Source organism: Pseudomonas sp. NFIX10, from assembly GCF_900111955.1.
GTDB lineage: Bacteria > Pseudomonadota > Gammaproteobacteria > Pseudomonadales > Pseudomonadaceae > Aquipseudomonas > Aquipseudomonas fluorescens_AA.
Window position 1 is genome coordinate 198,774 of the sequence record NZ_FOKH01000008.1, and the last position, 14,469, is coordinate 213,242.

The 14,469-nt window shown below is 55.7% G+C and carries 19 protein-coding genes and 2 pseudogenes; 10 read left to right on the forward strand and 11 right to left on the reverse strand.

From position 1 onward, the window contains the following. Positions 1 to 100: 100 nt before the first annotated feature. Positions 101 to 373: pseudogene (locus BM321_RS10260) on the reverse strand (transposase); the annotation flags it as partial. On the opposite strand from BM321_RS10260, the gene BM321_RS10265 reads away from it, so the two are divergent. The 3 genes and pseudogenes from BM321_RS10265 (at position 336) to mug (ending at position 1,958) form a co-directional block, all read left to right on the forward strand. Beyond that, positions 336 to 776, forward strand: a complete 441-nt coding sequence (locus tag BM321_RS10265) for a TonB-dependent receptor (RefSeq protein WP_371856617.1) — start codon at positions 336 to 338, stop codon at positions 774 to 776. The pseudogene BM321_RS10260 and the gene BM321_RS10265 sit on opposite strands and share 38 nt — an antisense overlap. A gap of 577 nt (positions 777 to 1,353) precedes the next feature. Beyond that, positions 1,354 to 1,449, forward strand: a pseudogene (locus BM321_RS31265) (TetR/AcrR family transcriptional regulator); the annotation flags it as partial. Further along, on the forward strand, positions 1,446 to 1,958 hold the full coding sequence (mug, locus tag BM321_RS10275) for a G/U mismatch-specific DNA glycosylase (protein WP_092442415.1): 513 nt from the start codon (positions 1,446 to 1,448) through the stop codon (positions 1,956 to 1,958). The pseudogene BM321_RS31265 and the gene mug, both read left to right, overlap by 4 nt. A gap of 54 nt (positions 1,959 to 2,012) precedes the next feature. Here the strand turns inward: mug and BM321_RS31270 are convergent, their stop codons facing one another. Both BM321_RS31270 and BM321_RS31275 read right to left on the reverse strand, forming a co-directional pair. Then, positions 2,013 to 2,606 (reverse strand): LysR substrate-binding domain-containing protein, encoded by a 594-nt coding sequence (locus BM321_RS31270; RefSeq protein WP_371856613.1) that lies wholly within the window; start codon positions 2,604 to 2,606, stop codon positions 2,013 to 2,015. Positions 2,607 to 2,683: 77 nt separating this feature from the next. Further along, on the reverse strand, positions 2,684 to 2,935 hold the full coding sequence (locus tag BM321_RS31275) for a helix-turn-helix domain-containing protein (protein ID WP_371856614.1): 252 nt from the start codon (positions 2,933 to 2,935) through the stop codon (positions 2,684 to 2,686). A 111-nt stretch (positions 2,936 to 3,046) separates the two neighbouring features. Here BM321_RS31275 and BM321_RS10285 point away from each other — a divergent pair, with 111 nt between their 5' ends. Together BM321_RS10285 and BM321_RS10290 are read left to right on the forward strand one after the other, a co-directional pair. Continuing rightward, positions 3,047 to 3,874, forward strand: coding sequence for an SDR family oxidoreductase (locus tag BM321_RS10285; protein WP_092442416.1), 828 nt, complete (start codon positions 3,047 to 3,049; stop codon positions 3,872 to 3,874). A gap of 174 nt (positions 3,875 to 4,048) precedes the next feature. Next, complete coding sequence (locus BM321_RS10290; RefSeq protein ID WP_092442417.1) at positions 4,049 to 4,441, forward strand: RidA family protein; 393 nt, start codon at positions 4,049 to 4,051, stop codon at positions 4,439 to 4,441. A gap of 99 nt (positions 4,442 to 4,540) precedes the next feature. On the opposite strand, the gene BM321_RS10295 is transcribed toward BM321_RS10290, so the two are convergent. Further along, positions 4,541 to 5,458 carry a LysR family transcriptional regulator gene (locus BM321_RS10295; RefSeq protein WP_218190448.1) on the reverse strand — a complete coding sequence of 306 codons (918 nt, stop codon included), beginning with the start codon at positions 5,456 to 5,458 and terminating at the stop codon, positions 4,541 to 4,543. Positions 5,459 to 5,548: 90 nt separating this feature from the next. Between BM321_RS10295 and BM321_RS10300 the strand changes: the two genes are divergently transcribed. Next, the gene (locus BM321_RS10300; protein ID WP_092442418.1) at positions 5,549 to 6,568 is read left to right on the forward strand and encodes a zinc-dependent alcohol dehydrogenase family protein; all 1,020 of its coding nucleotides are present in this window, start codon (positions 5,549 to 5,551) and stop codon (positions 6,566 to 6,568) included. 90 nt (positions 6,569 to 6,658) lie between these two features. Here the strand turns inward: BM321_RS10300 and BM321_RS10305 are convergent, their stop codons facing one another. The 4 genes from BM321_RS10305 to BM321_RS10315 all read right to left on the reverse strand — a co-directional run bounded on the left by BM321_RS10305 (position 6,659) and on the right by BM321_RS10315 (position 9,700). Then, on the reverse strand, positions 6,659 to 7,618 hold the full coding sequence (locus BM321_RS10305) for a LysR family transcriptional regulator (protein ID WP_092442419.1): 960 nt from the start codon (positions 7,616 to 7,618) through the stop codon (positions 6,659 to 6,661). Position 7,619: 1 nt separating this feature from the next. Next, positions 7,620 to 7,793: a hypothetical protein gene (locus BM321_RS30500; RefSeq protein WP_175534913.1), complete on the reverse strand. Its 174-nt coding sequence runs from the start codon at positions 7,791 to 7,793 to the stop codon at positions 7,620 to 7,622. Between the two features lie 63 nt (positions 7,794 to 7,856). After that, positions 7,857 to 8,438: a nuclear transport factor 2 family protein gene (locus tag BM321_RS10310; RefSeq protein ID WP_256573402.1), complete on the reverse strand. Its 582-nt coding sequence runs from the start codon at positions 8,436 to 8,438 to the stop codon at positions 7,857 to 7,859. Between the two features lie 509 nt (positions 8,439 to 8,947). Beyond that, the gene (locus tag BM321_RS10315; protein WP_092442420.1) at positions 8,948 to 9,700 is read right to left on the reverse strand and encodes an SDR family NAD(P)-dependent oxidoreductase; all 753 of its coding nucleotides are present in this window, start codon (positions 9,698 to 9,700) and stop codon (positions 8,948 to 8,950) included. Between the two features lie 107 nt (positions 9,701 to 9,807). Between BM321_RS10315 and BM321_RS10320 the strand changes: the two genes are divergently transcribed. The 3 genes from BM321_RS10320 (at position 9,808) to BM321_RS30845 (ending at position 11,268) form a co-directional block, all read left to right on the forward strand. Further along, positions 9,808 to 10,725 (forward strand): LysR family transcriptional regulator, encoded by a 918-nt coding sequence (locus BM321_RS10320; protein ID WP_092442421.1) that lies wholly within the window; start codon positions 9,808 to 9,810, stop codon positions 10,723 to 10,725. Positions 10,726 to 10,865: 140 nt separating this feature from the next. Then, entirely contained in the window at positions 10,866 to 11,045 is a 180-nt protein-coding gene (locus BM321_RS30840) for a nuclear transport factor 2 family protein (protein ID WP_256573403.1), read from the forward strand. Next, positions 11,035 to 11,268, forward strand: a complete 234-nt coding sequence (locus tag BM321_RS30845; protein WP_256573404.1) for a nuclear transport factor 2 family protein — start codon at positions 11,035 to 11,037, stop codon at positions 11,266 to 11,268. The genes BM321_RS30840 and BM321_RS30845 overlap by 11 nt, the downstream gene beginning before the upstream one ends. Positions 11,269 to 11,535: 267 nt before the next feature. On the opposite strand, the gene BM321_RS10330 is transcribed toward BM321_RS30845, so the two are convergent. The 3 genes from BM321_RS10330 to BM321_RS10340 form a co-directional block, all read right to left on the reverse strand. After that, positions 11,536 to 12,195: a DUF4145 domain-containing protein gene (locus BM321_RS10330; protein ID WP_092442422.1), complete on the reverse strand. Its 660-nt coding sequence runs from the start codon at positions 12,193 to 12,195 to the stop codon at positions 11,536 to 11,538. 179 nt (positions 12,196 to 12,374) lie between these two features. Continuing rightward, complete coding sequence (locus tag BM321_RS10335; RefSeq protein ID WP_092442423.1) at positions 12,375 to 12,905, reverse strand: hypothetical protein; 531 nt, start codon at positions 12,903 to 12,905, stop codon at positions 12,375 to 12,377. A gap of 826 nt (positions 12,906 to 13,731) precedes the next feature. After that, positions 13,732 to 14,037 carry a hypothetical protein gene (locus BM321_RS10340; RefSeq protein ID WP_092442424.1) on the reverse strand — a complete coding sequence of 102 codons (306 nt, stop codon included), beginning with the start codon at positions 14,035 to 14,037 and terminating at the stop codon, positions 13,732 to 13,734. A gap of 154 nt (positions 14,038 to 14,191) precedes the next feature. On the opposite strand from BM321_RS10340, the gene BM321_RS10345 reads away from it, so the two are divergent. Continuing rightward, the coding region (locus BM321_RS10345) for a transposase (RefSeq protein WP_139230571.1) at positions 14,192 to 14,469 on the forward strand (278 nt) is incomplete at its 3' end.

A 14,469-nucleotide genomic window follows, 5' to 3' on the forward strand; every position in this document is an offset into this window, starting at 1 on the left:
AGTGCGTGTATTCCGATTAACTTCTGCAGATTGGGGTGGGGACAGGTCAAGGCCGCCGATCATGGAACGCACTGAACCGCTGCGTCTTCGCCCCGTATTACTTCAACGCAAGGCATAGCTGAAGGCTATGCTTGAAGCTCAGTTCGCGAGGCAAGCAGTCGGCTAACAGAGCTGATTGCGTCATGAGCATCCGTATCAGGTTGTGCGTCAGCAGGTAAATCCATAACTCTTTGACGGCCATATCCGGCGTCTTGCAGCTCAGTGCTTCAAGCCCCAGCGTATTCTTGAGGTTACGCAGATCCAACTCCACATGCCATCGATCCTTGAACTGGGATTTGAGGGAAACTTTTGGCACTTGCTGCGGGCAACTCAAGGAAAACAGGACAGACTTATGCTGGGGCACCTTCGGCGGCAGCCTCAGCCTGTTCCGCATTGAGCAGCCCCAGGGCGTGCTCGGCGGCGATGGCTACTACCGAGTGGATGCCGAGCAGCGCAATCGCGGCGTGGAGCTGAGCCTGTTCGGCGAGCCCTTCGACGGCCTGCTACTGCGCACCGGCGGCCAGTTCGTTGACAGCGCCAACGACTACAGCATCCCCGCCTGGACCCGCGTCGACCTGGGCGCGCGTTATCGGACGAAAATGGAAGGCCGCGCGCTGACCTTCAACGCGATGCTGGAAAACGTCGCCGACGAGAGCTACTGGGCCTCGGCCAACGGTGGTTATTTGACTCAAGGTGCACCGCGTACGCTGAAGGTGTCGGCTACTGTTGATTTCTGAGGTTGCTCACGATTGAAAGAGGCGCCTTCGCAAGTTGCGTGATTATGCTAAAGGCGGCTTTGCCAGGCGCTCTGAGAGGCTGCATTTGCGGCCTCTGTAGTTATTGTGTAAGCGTTCAACCAAGTCACCGAGTGTGATTCCGCCAGATCAACTGATATGCAAGTTGTTTGCTCGATATCGTTTGCCCCATCGGCTTCCTCTTGTCACCGCTAGGTTGGAGCCACATGATTGCGCTTCAAGGCTGGTCATTCAGCGGGATCTGCTCTGTGAGGTGAGCCATTGGATGGACTGGCTGAATTTATTTTCCAAGCAATTTGCTTCCCTATCGGCTGGCCTTTGATGAAAGCTCTTACCCTGGGGAAATACCCCGCTAAAGGCTCCTGGTTCTCAGTAAGCCCTTCAGCCCAATGGACGTCTGCGATTGGGCTAGCCGTTTTGGTCATTGCGATGATGGCAGCGTTGAAGCAGTTCGTGCTTGCTTAGCGAATGGCTAAGTCACAAAAATGAGGCAGATCACGATTATGGAACGGGTCGATCAAAGGTGAATTCAAAATCGTGGTCTGTCCCCAGCTTCACCCAGCTTCACAGCATCTCGATCCGTGCCCGCGCCGGTAAATCCCGCGAAGAATTGGCGGGGCAGGCGCGCGATGCGGTGAAGGTGATCTGCGGTTGAACGGGCTTGAGGACATCCTCACGGAAGGCTTGTCCGTGGTGTTCTGCGGGATCAATCCGGGGTTATTGGCGGCAGAGCAGGGGCATCACTTTGCCGGACGCAGTAACCGCTTCTGGCGCACGTTGCACCAGGCCGGCTTCACTCCCCACGAAGTGCGCCCGCAAGACGACCGCTCGATCCTGCAATTTCACTGCGGCCTGACCGCTGTGGTCGAACGGCCGACGGCGAGTGCGGATCAACTGTCTGCCGAGGAATTCACCGCAGCCGCCGCCAGCTTCGAACGCAAGATCGCCCGTTACGCGCCGCGCTTCGTGGCGTTTCTCGGCAAGGCTGCGTATGCCGGGTTATCCGGCAAGAAGTCGATTGAATGGGGATTGCAAAAGGAGACGCTCGGGGGCGCTAAGGTATGGATCCTGCCCAACCCCAGCGGTCGCAATCTGGCGTTCAATCAAGCGCAACTGGTGACGGCGTATCAGCAGCTTCAGCAGGCGTCGAGCGCAATCACGTAAGCGCTGATCATGTCCGCCATGCCCTCGGCGCGGACAAGGCAATGGCAGAAAGCCCTAGGCCTCATTATTTTCAACATTGGCTGTGGTGCATTCCCTCAGGACTTCGATGAATGCCTGCAACCCAGAGGGGATATGGCGATGTCCCGGGTAATATAAAAACAATCCTGGAATTGGCGGGCACCAGTCTTCCAGAACCTTCACAAGTCGCCCGTCAGCCAAAGATCGCGAGGCTACGCGCTCTGGCACGTAGGCGATGCCGAGTCCGGAAATGGCGGCGTCAGCCATGATTTCCGGGTTATCGAGGGTCAGCTGTCCTTTGGGATCGATGACCAATGACTGCCCATGCTTTTCAAACTCCCATCGATAAGGCTTACCACTTGGCATTCGGATGCCGATGCACGGATGTCGAAGCAGATCATCTGGGGTCAATGGGTATGAATGAGTCTTGAGGTAGTCCGGGGACGCGACGGTTATAAACCGGATATCCGGGCCTATCGGGACGGCGATCATGTCTTGAGGTATTGACTCACCCAAGCGGATGCCCGCGTCGAAGCCGTCGGCAACGACATCAACCAGGCGACCATCGGTGACAAGATCGACCGACATCTGCGGGAAACGTTGCAGGAATGTCGGCAGGGCACACTCCATCAAAACGCGGGCAGCCTGATCGCTTGCATTGATGCGCAGGGTGCCGCTTGGAAGATCCCGATACTGATTAACTTCATCTACAGCAGCGCAAACTCTCGCAACACCGGGCTCAACCGGCTCAGTAGGCGTTCCCCTGCCGCCGTCGGAGCGACGCTGCGTGTTGTGCGATTGAGCAAACGAATCCCGAGCCTTGCCTCGAGGGTTCTCATCAAATGGCTCAGCGTGGACGCGGACAAACCCAGCTCATCCGCTGCTTTGCGGAAGCTTCGGTGACCAACGATCAGCGCCAGCGCACGTACATCGGTGAGTGACAGAGGGAATTCATTCATGGTTATTTTTCACCAGGTCATCCTCATTCTACTCGATAGTAGCAGCAGTCCAAGGCGCGTAGCGTTAAACCCTCGCAAGCCTGTCCGGCTCGCTCTGAGGAGAACATACCGATGAATAAAACCTGGTTAGTCACTGGCAGCTCGTCCGGCATTGGCTTGGCGGTAGTTGAGCAATTGCTGGAACGAGGGGATCGCGTGGCGGCTACGTTGCGTGAACCTCAAGCACTCAGTCACTTGAAGGAACGCTACGGCGAACGGCTGTGGACAGCGGCACTGGATGTGAACGATACATCCGCCATTCGGAATGTCGTTAGCCGTGCATTCACTGAACTAGAACGTATTGATGTCGTGGTCAGCAGCGCAGGGTACGCATTATTCGGCGCCGCCGAGGAATGCAGTGACGAACAAATCGATCAGCAATTGCAAACTAACCTGGTCGGCTCAATCCAGTTGATTCGCGCTTGCCTGCCTTTTCTCCGTCGGCAAGGGGGCGGTCGAATTCTGCAAGTATCGTCGGAGGGCGGCCAACTGGCTTATCCCAACTTCAGCCTTTACCACGCCAGCAAATGGGGCATCGAGGGTTTTGTCGAATCAGTCGCGCAGGAGGTTGCACCCTTTGGCATTCAGTTCACCCTTGTAGAGCCAGGCCCGACTCGTACGAACTTTGCCGCGGCCTTGGTCAGGCCTCCGGTGATGGCGGAATACGAACAGACGCCTGCCGGCGAGGTGCGTAGAGCGATCGCCAGTGGCGCTTTCCCCCTGACAGGCGATCCGCAGAAAATGGCCAAGGCCATGCTGGGGATCGCCGAAGCCGAACCGGCGCCAAAACGTTTGCTGTTAGGCAGTGGTGCTTATGGACGTGTCCACGCAGCGCTGAGCCAGCGAGTGGCTGAGCTGGAGCAGTACAAGGGAATTGCAATGAGTACTGAGATCGAGTGAGTTCCGTCCAGGAAAAAGGGGGTGGATATATTTTTCTGATAATAAATTTATCCCACTTTTCGGCTTTTTCGCACCTGCCGGATTTGATTGATTAATGAGGCGTGACCCAAGTGGACGCCGCTCTGGCACCTGGGTTAGCTTCCGTATCCGTTCATATTTTTGGGCTCCGCAACCATGACTGATCGTCAGATCATTGTTCCAGATGGCATGAGATTGCTCTTCGAGCATGCTGGTTATGCACCAGCTGTAAAGGTGGGAAAAACTCTTTACTGTGCTGGTCAAGTAGGCCGGACGCCGGACTTAACAGTTATCGAAGACCCCGAGCAGCAGTTTCTGGCAGCATGGGAAAATCTTCGGCTCGTCTTGGAAGCCGGTGGCTGCGAATTTGAAGATGTCGTCGAAATGACCACTTATCACGTCGATATGCACCGCCATATGCCAACTTTCAGGCGCGTGAAAGATCAAGTCTTTCCCAGGGGCACTTGTGCATGGACATGCATAGGTGTCGGTGAACTGGCTCGCCCTGGCCTTCTCGTGGAGATCAAATGCGTCGCCGTAGAGCGATAATTTTTTTCTAATAGGCACCTGGATATACACATCTTGGATGGGTGTTCCATCCATGCTGCGTGACGAAGCGTTTAGCCCAGTGGTAAATGGCAATCTGCTTTAAATCGCCGTTATAGATGGCAGCTCCGGCTTAAAGAAATCGATGAAAGCGCGCAAGGGCGCCGGCATGTGTGCCCGGTTGGGGTAGTAGAGGTAAAACCCGCCAAACGGTCTGCACCACGCATCGAGCATCCGCACCAGTTCACCACTTTGCAGGTGGGCTGCCACGTAACTCTCGGGGACGAATGCCAGCCCCGCTCCTTGCAACGCCGCCGCCAGCAACATGTCGGTGTCGTTCGCCATCATCACGCTGACCACATCGACATCGACTTCCCCTCCAGGTCCTGTGAAACGCCAGCGATACAAAGCGCCCGTGTCGCTCCAGCGGTACGTCAGGCAGGCGTGGCCGCGCAGGTCGTCCGGCGTCGCGGGCATGGCCCGCGTGGCGAGATATGCCGGCGCGCCAACCACGGCCATGCGCAAATCGGGTGTCATCCTGATTGCCACCATATCCTGATGGACTAGGTCGCCGGACCGGATGCCCGCATCGAATCCCCGCGCGATCACGTCCGTGATGCTGTCATCGATGACCAGTTCGATCCGCACATCCGGATAGGCCAGAAAGAACGCCGCCAGGCGCGGGATGATCAGCAAGTGAGCCGCAATCCGAGGCAGGTTGATCCGCACCAAACCCTTCGGAGTGTTCTGCGATGCCGTGACAGCACGCACTGCCTCATCCATTTCGGCCATCACAAAACGCAGGCGCTCGACCAGGGCAAGGCCAGCTTCGGTTGGCGCCACACTACGCGTCGTGCGGTTGAGCAGGCGTGCGCCCAGACGCTGCTCAAGACCGGCAATGGTATGGCTGATTGCCGATGGCGACACGCCGAGTTTATCCGCGGCTCGACGGAAACTGCGCTCCGTTGCAACGGCGACGAACGCCGAGAGTTCGGCAAATTCTGCTCCCTTCATATTCATGCGCTCTGCTCAACAACACATCCCGATTATAGGGTATTAATCACAGCAATCGACGCTGCCAGACTGAGGGTCTTCTTCAGAGGAATGGTTATGACAAACACGATGCAGCGCTGGGAAATCGATGCAATTGGTGAACGGCTGACGATGCGTGCCGTACCCGTACCGGTTCCGCAAGCCGGCGAGGTACTGGTCAAAGTGCGCGCTGTCGCGTTGAATTACCGCGACAAAATGGTTGTTGAGAGTGGTCGCGGTCTGCCACTTGGCTTCCCGTTCACCCCCTGTTCAGACCTTGCGGGTGAAGTGATCGCGCTTGGGCCTGGTGCCACTCGGTTCAGCACGGGTGCGCGCGTCATCTCGGTATTCACTCCGGATTGGATCGATGGTCTGCGTCCAGGCAATGCGCGTACGCCTGCCTACCGCACCCTGGGCGGCTACTACCCAGGTGTGTTGGCCGAATATGTCGTGATGCCTGAAGCATGGCTGGTTCTGGCGCCGGCAACGCTGAACCATTCCGAGGCCGCCACCCTCCCGGTCGCAGGCCTGACCGCTTGGTTCGCCCTGGTGGAACGTGCCCGTGTACGCGCCGGCGATACGGTGCTCATTACCAGCACCGGTGGAGTTGCTTTGTTCGGCCTGCAAATCGCCAAGGCCCATGGCGCCACCGTCATTGTCTCGGGCCGTGCCGACAACGAAGCACGCGCCCGCGCGCTCGGCGCCGACCATTATGTGGACCGCCAGCGCGATGACTGGGTAGAAGCCGTGTATAGCATGACCGCAGATCGCGGTGCGGACCATATCCTGGAAGTGGTGGGCGGCAACCATCTCGGCAAGTCGGTTCAGGTGGCTGCCGTGGGGGCGCACATCTGCCAGATCGGCGCACTCGACGGCTTCGACCTCAGCGCACCGGCCATGCCGCTGATGCTCAAGGACGTTACTGTCCATGGGATCGGCACCGGTAGCCGGCACGCCCTGGAAAATCTGATACGCGCCGTCGACCAGATCGGTTTGAAGCCTGTCATAGATGTTCGTTACACCATGGTCGACGTCCTGTCCGCCTTCGATCACTTGGGGCGTGGGGCGTTCGGCAAAATCGTCATCGACATGGCGTGACGAATCATCAGCCTATGCGCTGGCCCCTCCGTCCACGGTCAGGGTGATGCGAGTCACCCGGTCTGCGGCAGGGCTTGTAAGTCACTCGACTCAGGCTACGGCCAACATAGAACTCAATACACTCTGGCGAGCCGGCTCTTCGGACGGCGTCCCCAGCAGAACACTGCATCGCGAGCGCAACCAACGCTCGCCCGCATCATTGTGGGCAGCCCCTCTCCAGACCATCGATAGCTCTTGCTGAGGCAGCGAAAGGGGCACCGCTTCCGCTCTCATGCCACAGGTGCCAGACATTGCTTGGGCTACGTAATCCGGCACGATGACAATCATTTCACTGCCTGCAAGTAACATGGGCAAGGCGCTGAACTGAGGCACCGCAAGAACGACCTTGCGTTGACGCCCAATCAAGTGGAGGGCGCGGTCGGCATCCTCAATGACATTACCCATGGATGACACAACGGCATGGGGCCGACGGCAGAACTCGTCCAGGTCCAGTTCACCGAGCTTAGAGTCAGCCCGTAGCAACATCGGGTGAATCGAGCGTAAACCTTTACACCGAGTATTGGCTGGCAATTGCAACGTATGGCTGATACCAAGGGAAATCTCCCCGGAGGCGAGCAGTTGTGGTAATTGCCATTGATCGGCGCGGCGAACCACAAGCCTTATATTCGGTGCTTCAATGCGCATACGGCGCAGCAAACAGGGCAACAAGACGTATTCGACGTCATCGGGAAGGCCGATATGAAAGGTGGCTTCACTGGTCGTGGGGTCGAACGCCTGACACTGACTCAGCGCGGCAGCGATGCTGTCGAGCGCGGGCGTCAGATTGGAAAATATCTCCTGGGCGCGCGAGGTAGGTTCCATCACTCGCCCCGTGCGAATGAACAAGGGATCATCGAACAGGTGTCGTAAACGCCCCAGGGCAGCGCTGATGGTCGATTGACTCAGGAGCAGTTTCTCGCCGACACGACTGACATTTCGTTCGTACATCATCGTTTCGAAGACAACCAGCAGATGGATGTCGGCGCGACGCAGATCATTCCTGTTCATCATGTTAAGCACCTACGAGTTGTACATTCGCAACTGTCGAACCGCTCTTCTCCCGCCAGCAAGCAGCGAAGTTATTGTTGCCAAGTGACACGACATGAATATCGGCGGTGTAGCTACGAATGCATGGCTCTTTCTTGATCCCGAACCAGCTGTACCGGTGTCGGGTATCAATCTTCATGGGGGGCTCCTACCTTGTCTGTTGCAGATTGTCGGCGAGGGTTCAGCCCTTCGATCGAGGTCGTTAATCTGCCCCTACCGTAAAGGGGGCTGCGTTCATTGATGTCTTCACGGTCCACGAACCGGACTGTCGGAACGAACTGGCAGACGCATAGGTATCTTCCATGAACTGGAAGTCAGTCATCTTTCCGTCACGAACCTTGGCATGGATGGAAAACGGTGATGTAAACACCTGGTCGACCGCTACGGAGCGGTAGGTGAACTTACCGAAAATCGCGACATCCTCGCCGGAGGCGATTTTGGTAGAGATGGTGAAGTCTTCGATCTTCCAGTAATCCGAGACTTGCATGAATAACGAGCTGAAGGCTTTCGGGCCTTTGTTGGTGCCTGTCCAAGGCAGGATTTTTTTGAGTTCTGGGTTATCGAAGTTGAGGGAAACGTAGGTTGCGTCTGGAGCCGCCAGCCTCTGTGCAGCTGCTTCAACTTTATCGGGCGCAGTATTGGCCAGGAATTCCATGACAACCGAGAGAGAAGCAGCGGACTGCGCTTCGTTAGTCGACTGTGCCGCCACAGGGGTGGCAGTTAAAATAGACGCGGTAAGCGTAATAGCCGCAGCGAGCGACTTGATTTGGGAAATTGTGATCATAAGCTTTCTCTGTTCTTAACCACCGTTGGCGGTTCGTGGAAACCAAACACGCGCCGTAAGTACTGGTATGTACACGGCGACTGGGAGTCAGTACCTGAGCAAAGCCTATGCCACCGGCGTGATATCTATATAAAGCTTATATTTTTCAAAAGGATAAGTTTGTTGATGATGCCACCTAGACCGAATCCAGCGTTTAGCGGAGGGCGCTGCATTGATCATTTAGTAAAACGATTGTAATGAGTGTGGATTTGATCAATGCCGCTGAGGCGCTTGTGGCGGGCAGGCCATAATTGACAGGGTCCCGCCCGGGAAGGCGGCTAATAGAAGTCAGTCGGCGCCACCGTCGTCGAGGATGCCGCTTTTCTTCAGGCGATAAGCCAAAGTGCCATTCGGGACAGATATATTAATTAGCACCAGCTGGCGGCCAGCAATACCGATTGCAATGGGTTCACAACCTGTTCCTCTTGAGATGGGTTGGCGGGCGACCGTGGCAGTCACCCGCTGGGTGGTCAGATTTGCGCCTGGCCGCCGTCAACAAACAGCTCGATACCGTTGACGAAGCTGGCGTCATCCGAGGCCAGGAACAACGCGGCGCTGGCAATTTCATCCGCTTCACCGACACGCCCCATGGGGATCAGCGACGCCATGTAGTCGAGCAAGCCCTGCTGCTGAGCGGCATCGGGACCGGCCAACTCCACCAGGCCAGGAGTGCGGGTGGCGCCGGGGCTAATGGTGTTGATACGCACCTGGCGGTCTTTCAAATCCAGAATCCAGTTGCGTGCAAAGGAGCGCACGGCGGCCTTGGACGCGGCGTACACACTAAAGGCGGCGGTGCCCGAGCTGCCCGCCGTGGAGCCGGTGAGAATCACCGAGGCTTTTTGGGCCAGCAGCGGCAGCGCTTTTTGCACGGTGAACAGCACGCCTTTTACGTTGCGATTGAAGGTGTCGTCGTACTGCTGTTCCGTGATGTCACCGAGTGGCAGCATGGAGCCGCCACCTGCATTGGCGAACAGCACATCGATTCGGCCGTGGGTCGCGCCAATCTGGCGATACAACGCGTCCAATTGATCGAGGTTGGCTGAGTCCACCCGCACGCCGGTGGCGTTGCCAACAGCGGCGACAGCGGTGTCCAGTTCGGCTTGGCGACGGCCCGTGATATAGACGTGGGCGCCTTCCTGAGCGAAGCGTTTGGCAGTGGCCAGACCGATGCCTGTACTGCCGCCGGTAACCAATGCAATTTTGCCTTCGAGTTTGTTAGCCATGGTGTTTCTCCCGATTCGATTGAGTGAGTTGCGGTGTGGGAGAAGCTTATCGACGGGGCAAAACTTTCAAAATAGAATTGTCTGAAACCTATCGTTGCAGAAATGAAATGAGCAAGCTTCCAGATTTCGAAGGGTTGGCGATGTTTGCCAAGGTGGCCGAAGAAGGGTCGTTCGCTGGCGCGGCGCGGGTCATGAGCGTGTCGGTGCCAACGGTATCGCGGGCGGTCGCGCGCCTGGAGGAACGCCTGGGCGGGCGCTTGTTCAACCGCACTTCGCGGCAACTGGCACTCACCGAATTCGGCGCGAGCATGGCGGCCAAGGCGGGGGAGATTTATCGGCAGGCTGAAGAAGTGGAAAGTGAGGCTCAGGAGTTATCGGTCCAGCCCCGCGGCCAAGTACGCCTTGCGATCCCCATGTCATTTGGCCTGCGTTGGGTGGCACCGCTGATGCCGCAGTTGATCCGGCAGTATCCCGAGCTGTCGATTGACCTGCACCTTTCAGACGCCTCGGTAGACCTGATCGCCGAGGGCTTTGACGCGGCGTTACGCATTGCCGTATTGCCGGACTCCTCGCTGGTTGCGCGGCGTCTCTGCGCTGTCACCCAATACCTGGTCGCCTCACCGGCTTATCTAGATGCCCATGGCCACCCTGGCCATCCCCGCGAACTGGCGGCCCGCACGTGCCTGAGTTATGCCTACCGAGCCCGCAGCCAAGTATGGCGGTTCACCCATAAGGACGGCACCGAAGAAGACGTGGTGCCCAGCGGCCCGTTAAGAGTGACCAACTCGGATGCGTTATTGCCGGTGTTGCTTGAAGGCCTGGCCATCGCCGAACTGCCGGAGTTTATTGCCAGCGAATACTTGGCAGATGGGCGCTTGGTCGTGGTGCTACCGGAATGGAGCATGGCCCGTGGTGGCCTGTACTTCGTCACCCCCTCGGCCCGCACACGGCCGGTAAAAATCAAAGCGCTGTCGGACTTCTTCGCCGAGCATTTAAGCGAGCCCGTATGGCGATGGCCGTCATGAGACGATGCGGGCAGCTCTTTCAATTATGAAATGATGACTTTCATTAACTGCTATTTTTGAAACCGAGTGGATCCCTTAACGTGGTTTGGTCGGCACAACACAGCGTGCCATCCAATTATTCGTTTCGGGAGAAAGTCGTCATGAAAAATGCCGTGGAATTACTTCAACAGTACTTGGATGCCATCCAGACGCCATTCTTGGCAGCGGCCCTGTTCGCCGAGGACGGCGTGCTGGAGCTGCCCTACCTGGAGTCGCTCGGCATTCCACTGCGTGAAGGGGCCTGCAGCGATCGAGGGTTTTATCGGCTCATTGCTCGGTAAAGTGCCGGATTTCAAATTCCACAATGTGCGCTTTTTGATCGACACCCCCGATCAAGTGTTTGCCGAATACAGCGTAGAGGCCCTGGTGCCTGCCACAGGGCGCATCTACCGGCAGATGTACGCAGGCCGCCTAGTGGCCAAAGACGGCAAAATTCAGCTGCTGCGCGAATCCCTGGATACCGTGGCCGCTGCCAAGGCGTTCGCGCCGGTTGAGGCGGCGTAAGGCTATTGAATCGCGACACTAAAACTCGTGGCTGGAATCGCTTCTACTGAAAGCCAAATGTCCTTGTGGGAAAGGCTTTAGCCTCGATCCTTTCGTTCTTGGCTGGGTGGCGGAGACTGTCTGCTTCTGGCCCAGCCTGTGTGAAAACACCGCCAAAGAACGGGACAGACTTATTTTTTTGATAATAAATCTGTTCCCTTTTTTCGCACTGGGGGGAGGCATTCTGGGTGCCTATTCCGGCCTGCTATCAGGCTCCTCGGCAGCAATTCACTGGAGATTCATCGCCAGGAATCTCTCGACATCGTCGATCATGCCCTTCACGTCTCCGCTGGTAAATTTATCTGCGTCCCCGTGAGCGGCGGCGTTACGGATACCGGCCATTGCGGTGATGCGCTTCTGCTGGAGCAGGTTGTAAACGCCAGCTCTCGCCAGGTCCGCATTCATCTTGTCGAGCTTTGCATGGCCAATCTCGTTCTCTGTGCAAAGGTTACGAATAGTAGTTTCCAGCACCACCCCAGCAATCACCGCCGCAGCCGACGAATATCCCGCTGATAGCAGCTCGCTGGCCTGCTCGAGCTCGCTTCCGAATACTTCCGCCTGCACCAGATTACGGACGGTATTGAGGTAGCCGCCCTCGTAGTCTTCTTTGGCGGCTAAAAAAACCGCTTTAACGCGACCAAGCTCTTCGAAGTTATTCGAGAACGAGACAGGTTTTTCCGCTTCGATGAACGCAGCCATATGGTGAGATTTTTCACCGCACACATTGCCCAGAAGAGATTTTGCCTTCACCTCCCACCCGAGAAGGGAATTGGAGTCGATGTAAGGATATGACCCACTTAACTCGCTGTGTCTCATCGTTTTTGTGGCCTCAAGGGCCAAGATCTGTGTCTCAAGCTCAGCAAATCGCCTCTCGAACAACTTAGCCATTTCGAACTCCTTCTCTAGGTCTGGGACATCCCGCTCTGATAGTCACCAAGGGGTGCGACGTTAACAATAGTCACCACCAATGTGAGTAGGCATGGTCCTATTTGAGCGCACCGCCTCGGCAATTTTGTACAGATCAATACAGGAACCTTCTAGGTCTCAATCGGCTGAATACCAATGTCCTATTGAGCCCTATTTAGCTTTGATGCACGTAGAAACTCTAGCGCTTCCAAAAAGACATCTGATAGCTCTTGTCTAGATATCACCTCGCTCTCATTTAACTGCCAAGCAATGCCGCGCTTGAGGTCCAAGCCGGGATAGGCAACGTGATTGTCAGTCGCTTTGTGCCTGCCTGCGGCTTCAAATTTAGCCAGGGGTACCCGCAATCTGGCGAAGCGGTCGCGCGCCAGGTTAACTCGTGCCCCAACATCAGGAGGGTCGTCGCTCTGTCCCTCCCTTATGCGTTGAGCCAGGGTTCGCAAGATTTCGTATGCCCCCAGCACCCACAGGTAAGACTGAGTTCTGTGGTGCTGAATCGAGTCGAAGTCAAAAATTGAGTTCAACTGCGCAGAGTCGGCTTGGACAATTCTCGCATCAGCTGCACAGAGCTGTGCATCCAGCTGTCCCATATCCTGCATCAAGCTCACTAGGTGCTCTTCAAACCTTGCTAAGCCAATCGACACTTTCAACCACCGTTCGAAGCGCTCTTCCATGGATCTACTTTTCGTTTGATTTTATGAAAAATGGACGGATTTATTTGCTTGAAATAGTTCCGCTCCCTATTGGGCATGTTGAGGTAAAAAGCCAGTCATGTAAGGCAGGGGTTTTACAGGTTACTTACCTTTTTTGTGCTTGTGTACGTCTAGATCGGGATGTTTGGGTTTGTTCTCGGGAGTAACACTACGACGTTGGTCTGTTTTGCCAGTCGAGTCAGCTATCGGTTTTGGTCCAGGTTTGATACTCATGTGGATATCTCCTTAAAATTGATATTTATATGCCTTTGCAAACCAACACCGTAGTTATCCGATCAGCACGGCACATGATCACTGGCACACCTGACACTGTAGCTTGCATTTCTTCTGCTAGTGATAATTCTTATCAACCTTCATACTTGTTTCTTTCCTCCCGGCAGGCATACCTGCCCAGCTACTTCTTGGATAATCGCTATCCCGCGCTCTGACTGGTCAATTTCAGGTTGGCCTCGTCATACTCGAGGTTGGGTTGGCCGCTCTCTGGGATAGTCTGTCCGCTTGCGAGCATAATGCGTGCTGCAAGAGGGCTCTTAAGTCGATCTCCTCTGTACCTAAGCCCAAGGATCGCCGCCAGCTCTCTGATTTGATGAAAAATGTGACACGACCTGCATGGTGCCTCAATGGCTGAAGGTCCTCATCGATTTTCCATCCTCAACTTAGATTTAGTGAAAAATCACGGTATTGATACTAACGACCAGAAAAAAGGGACGATTTATTTTTTCTTATAATACATCTGTCTCCTTTTCGTTTGATTTTTCTGATAATAAATCCCCTTTTCACGCTTCATTTATCGATAAGTAGCCGTAAGATTACCTGCTTTGGTGTACACCCCTGTCTTCTTCGCAAATACCTTGGCTTCTTCCGGATCTTCAGAAAGGAATTGAGCCAACTGCAGCATTCGTTCAGCTGCGTCAGAATGGGAGTTGTACATCTGTTTTGATGATGCAGCGGCTTCCCCTCGGGGAGTCTTCGGTTTGGCGGCAGCAGATAGTTTTTTAGCTGTTGTCACTTTGGCCGGGGCTTTTGGCTTAGCTGCGAGAGCTTTCGCAGGCTCGGCGGTCTGGGCGACTGCAGCCTTAGATTTTTTGGCCATTTATAGTCTCCTGCGACACACCAATGCTTGGCCGTTGTGGGTTGTTCTCTGTCGTTCATGATCATGGATAGAAAAAACGGGCGTTCTCAGACGCCCGTAATTGGGAGTGTCAGAAATTTTGTGTTCGGGCATAACATGAGTAAGAGGTGCATGTATGCCAACCAAAAAGAAACCCCTGCGTGACCTGCCCAAAATCCCCAAAGAGCTGCTTGAGCAGTTTGGTGAGGGGCTGATGACAGCGGAAGCCATCGAGGACGCCTCGGCAGCGTTCAAGAAGGCCCTGATTGAACGAGCCTTGACCGCTGAACTCGGCCACCACTTGGGCTATCCCCCGGGCGCGCAGCGCCCGGAGGATGAAACTAATCAGCGCAATGGCAAGAGTGGAAAAACCGTTTTGACCGGAGATGGTCCGCTGCGGCTGGATATCCCACG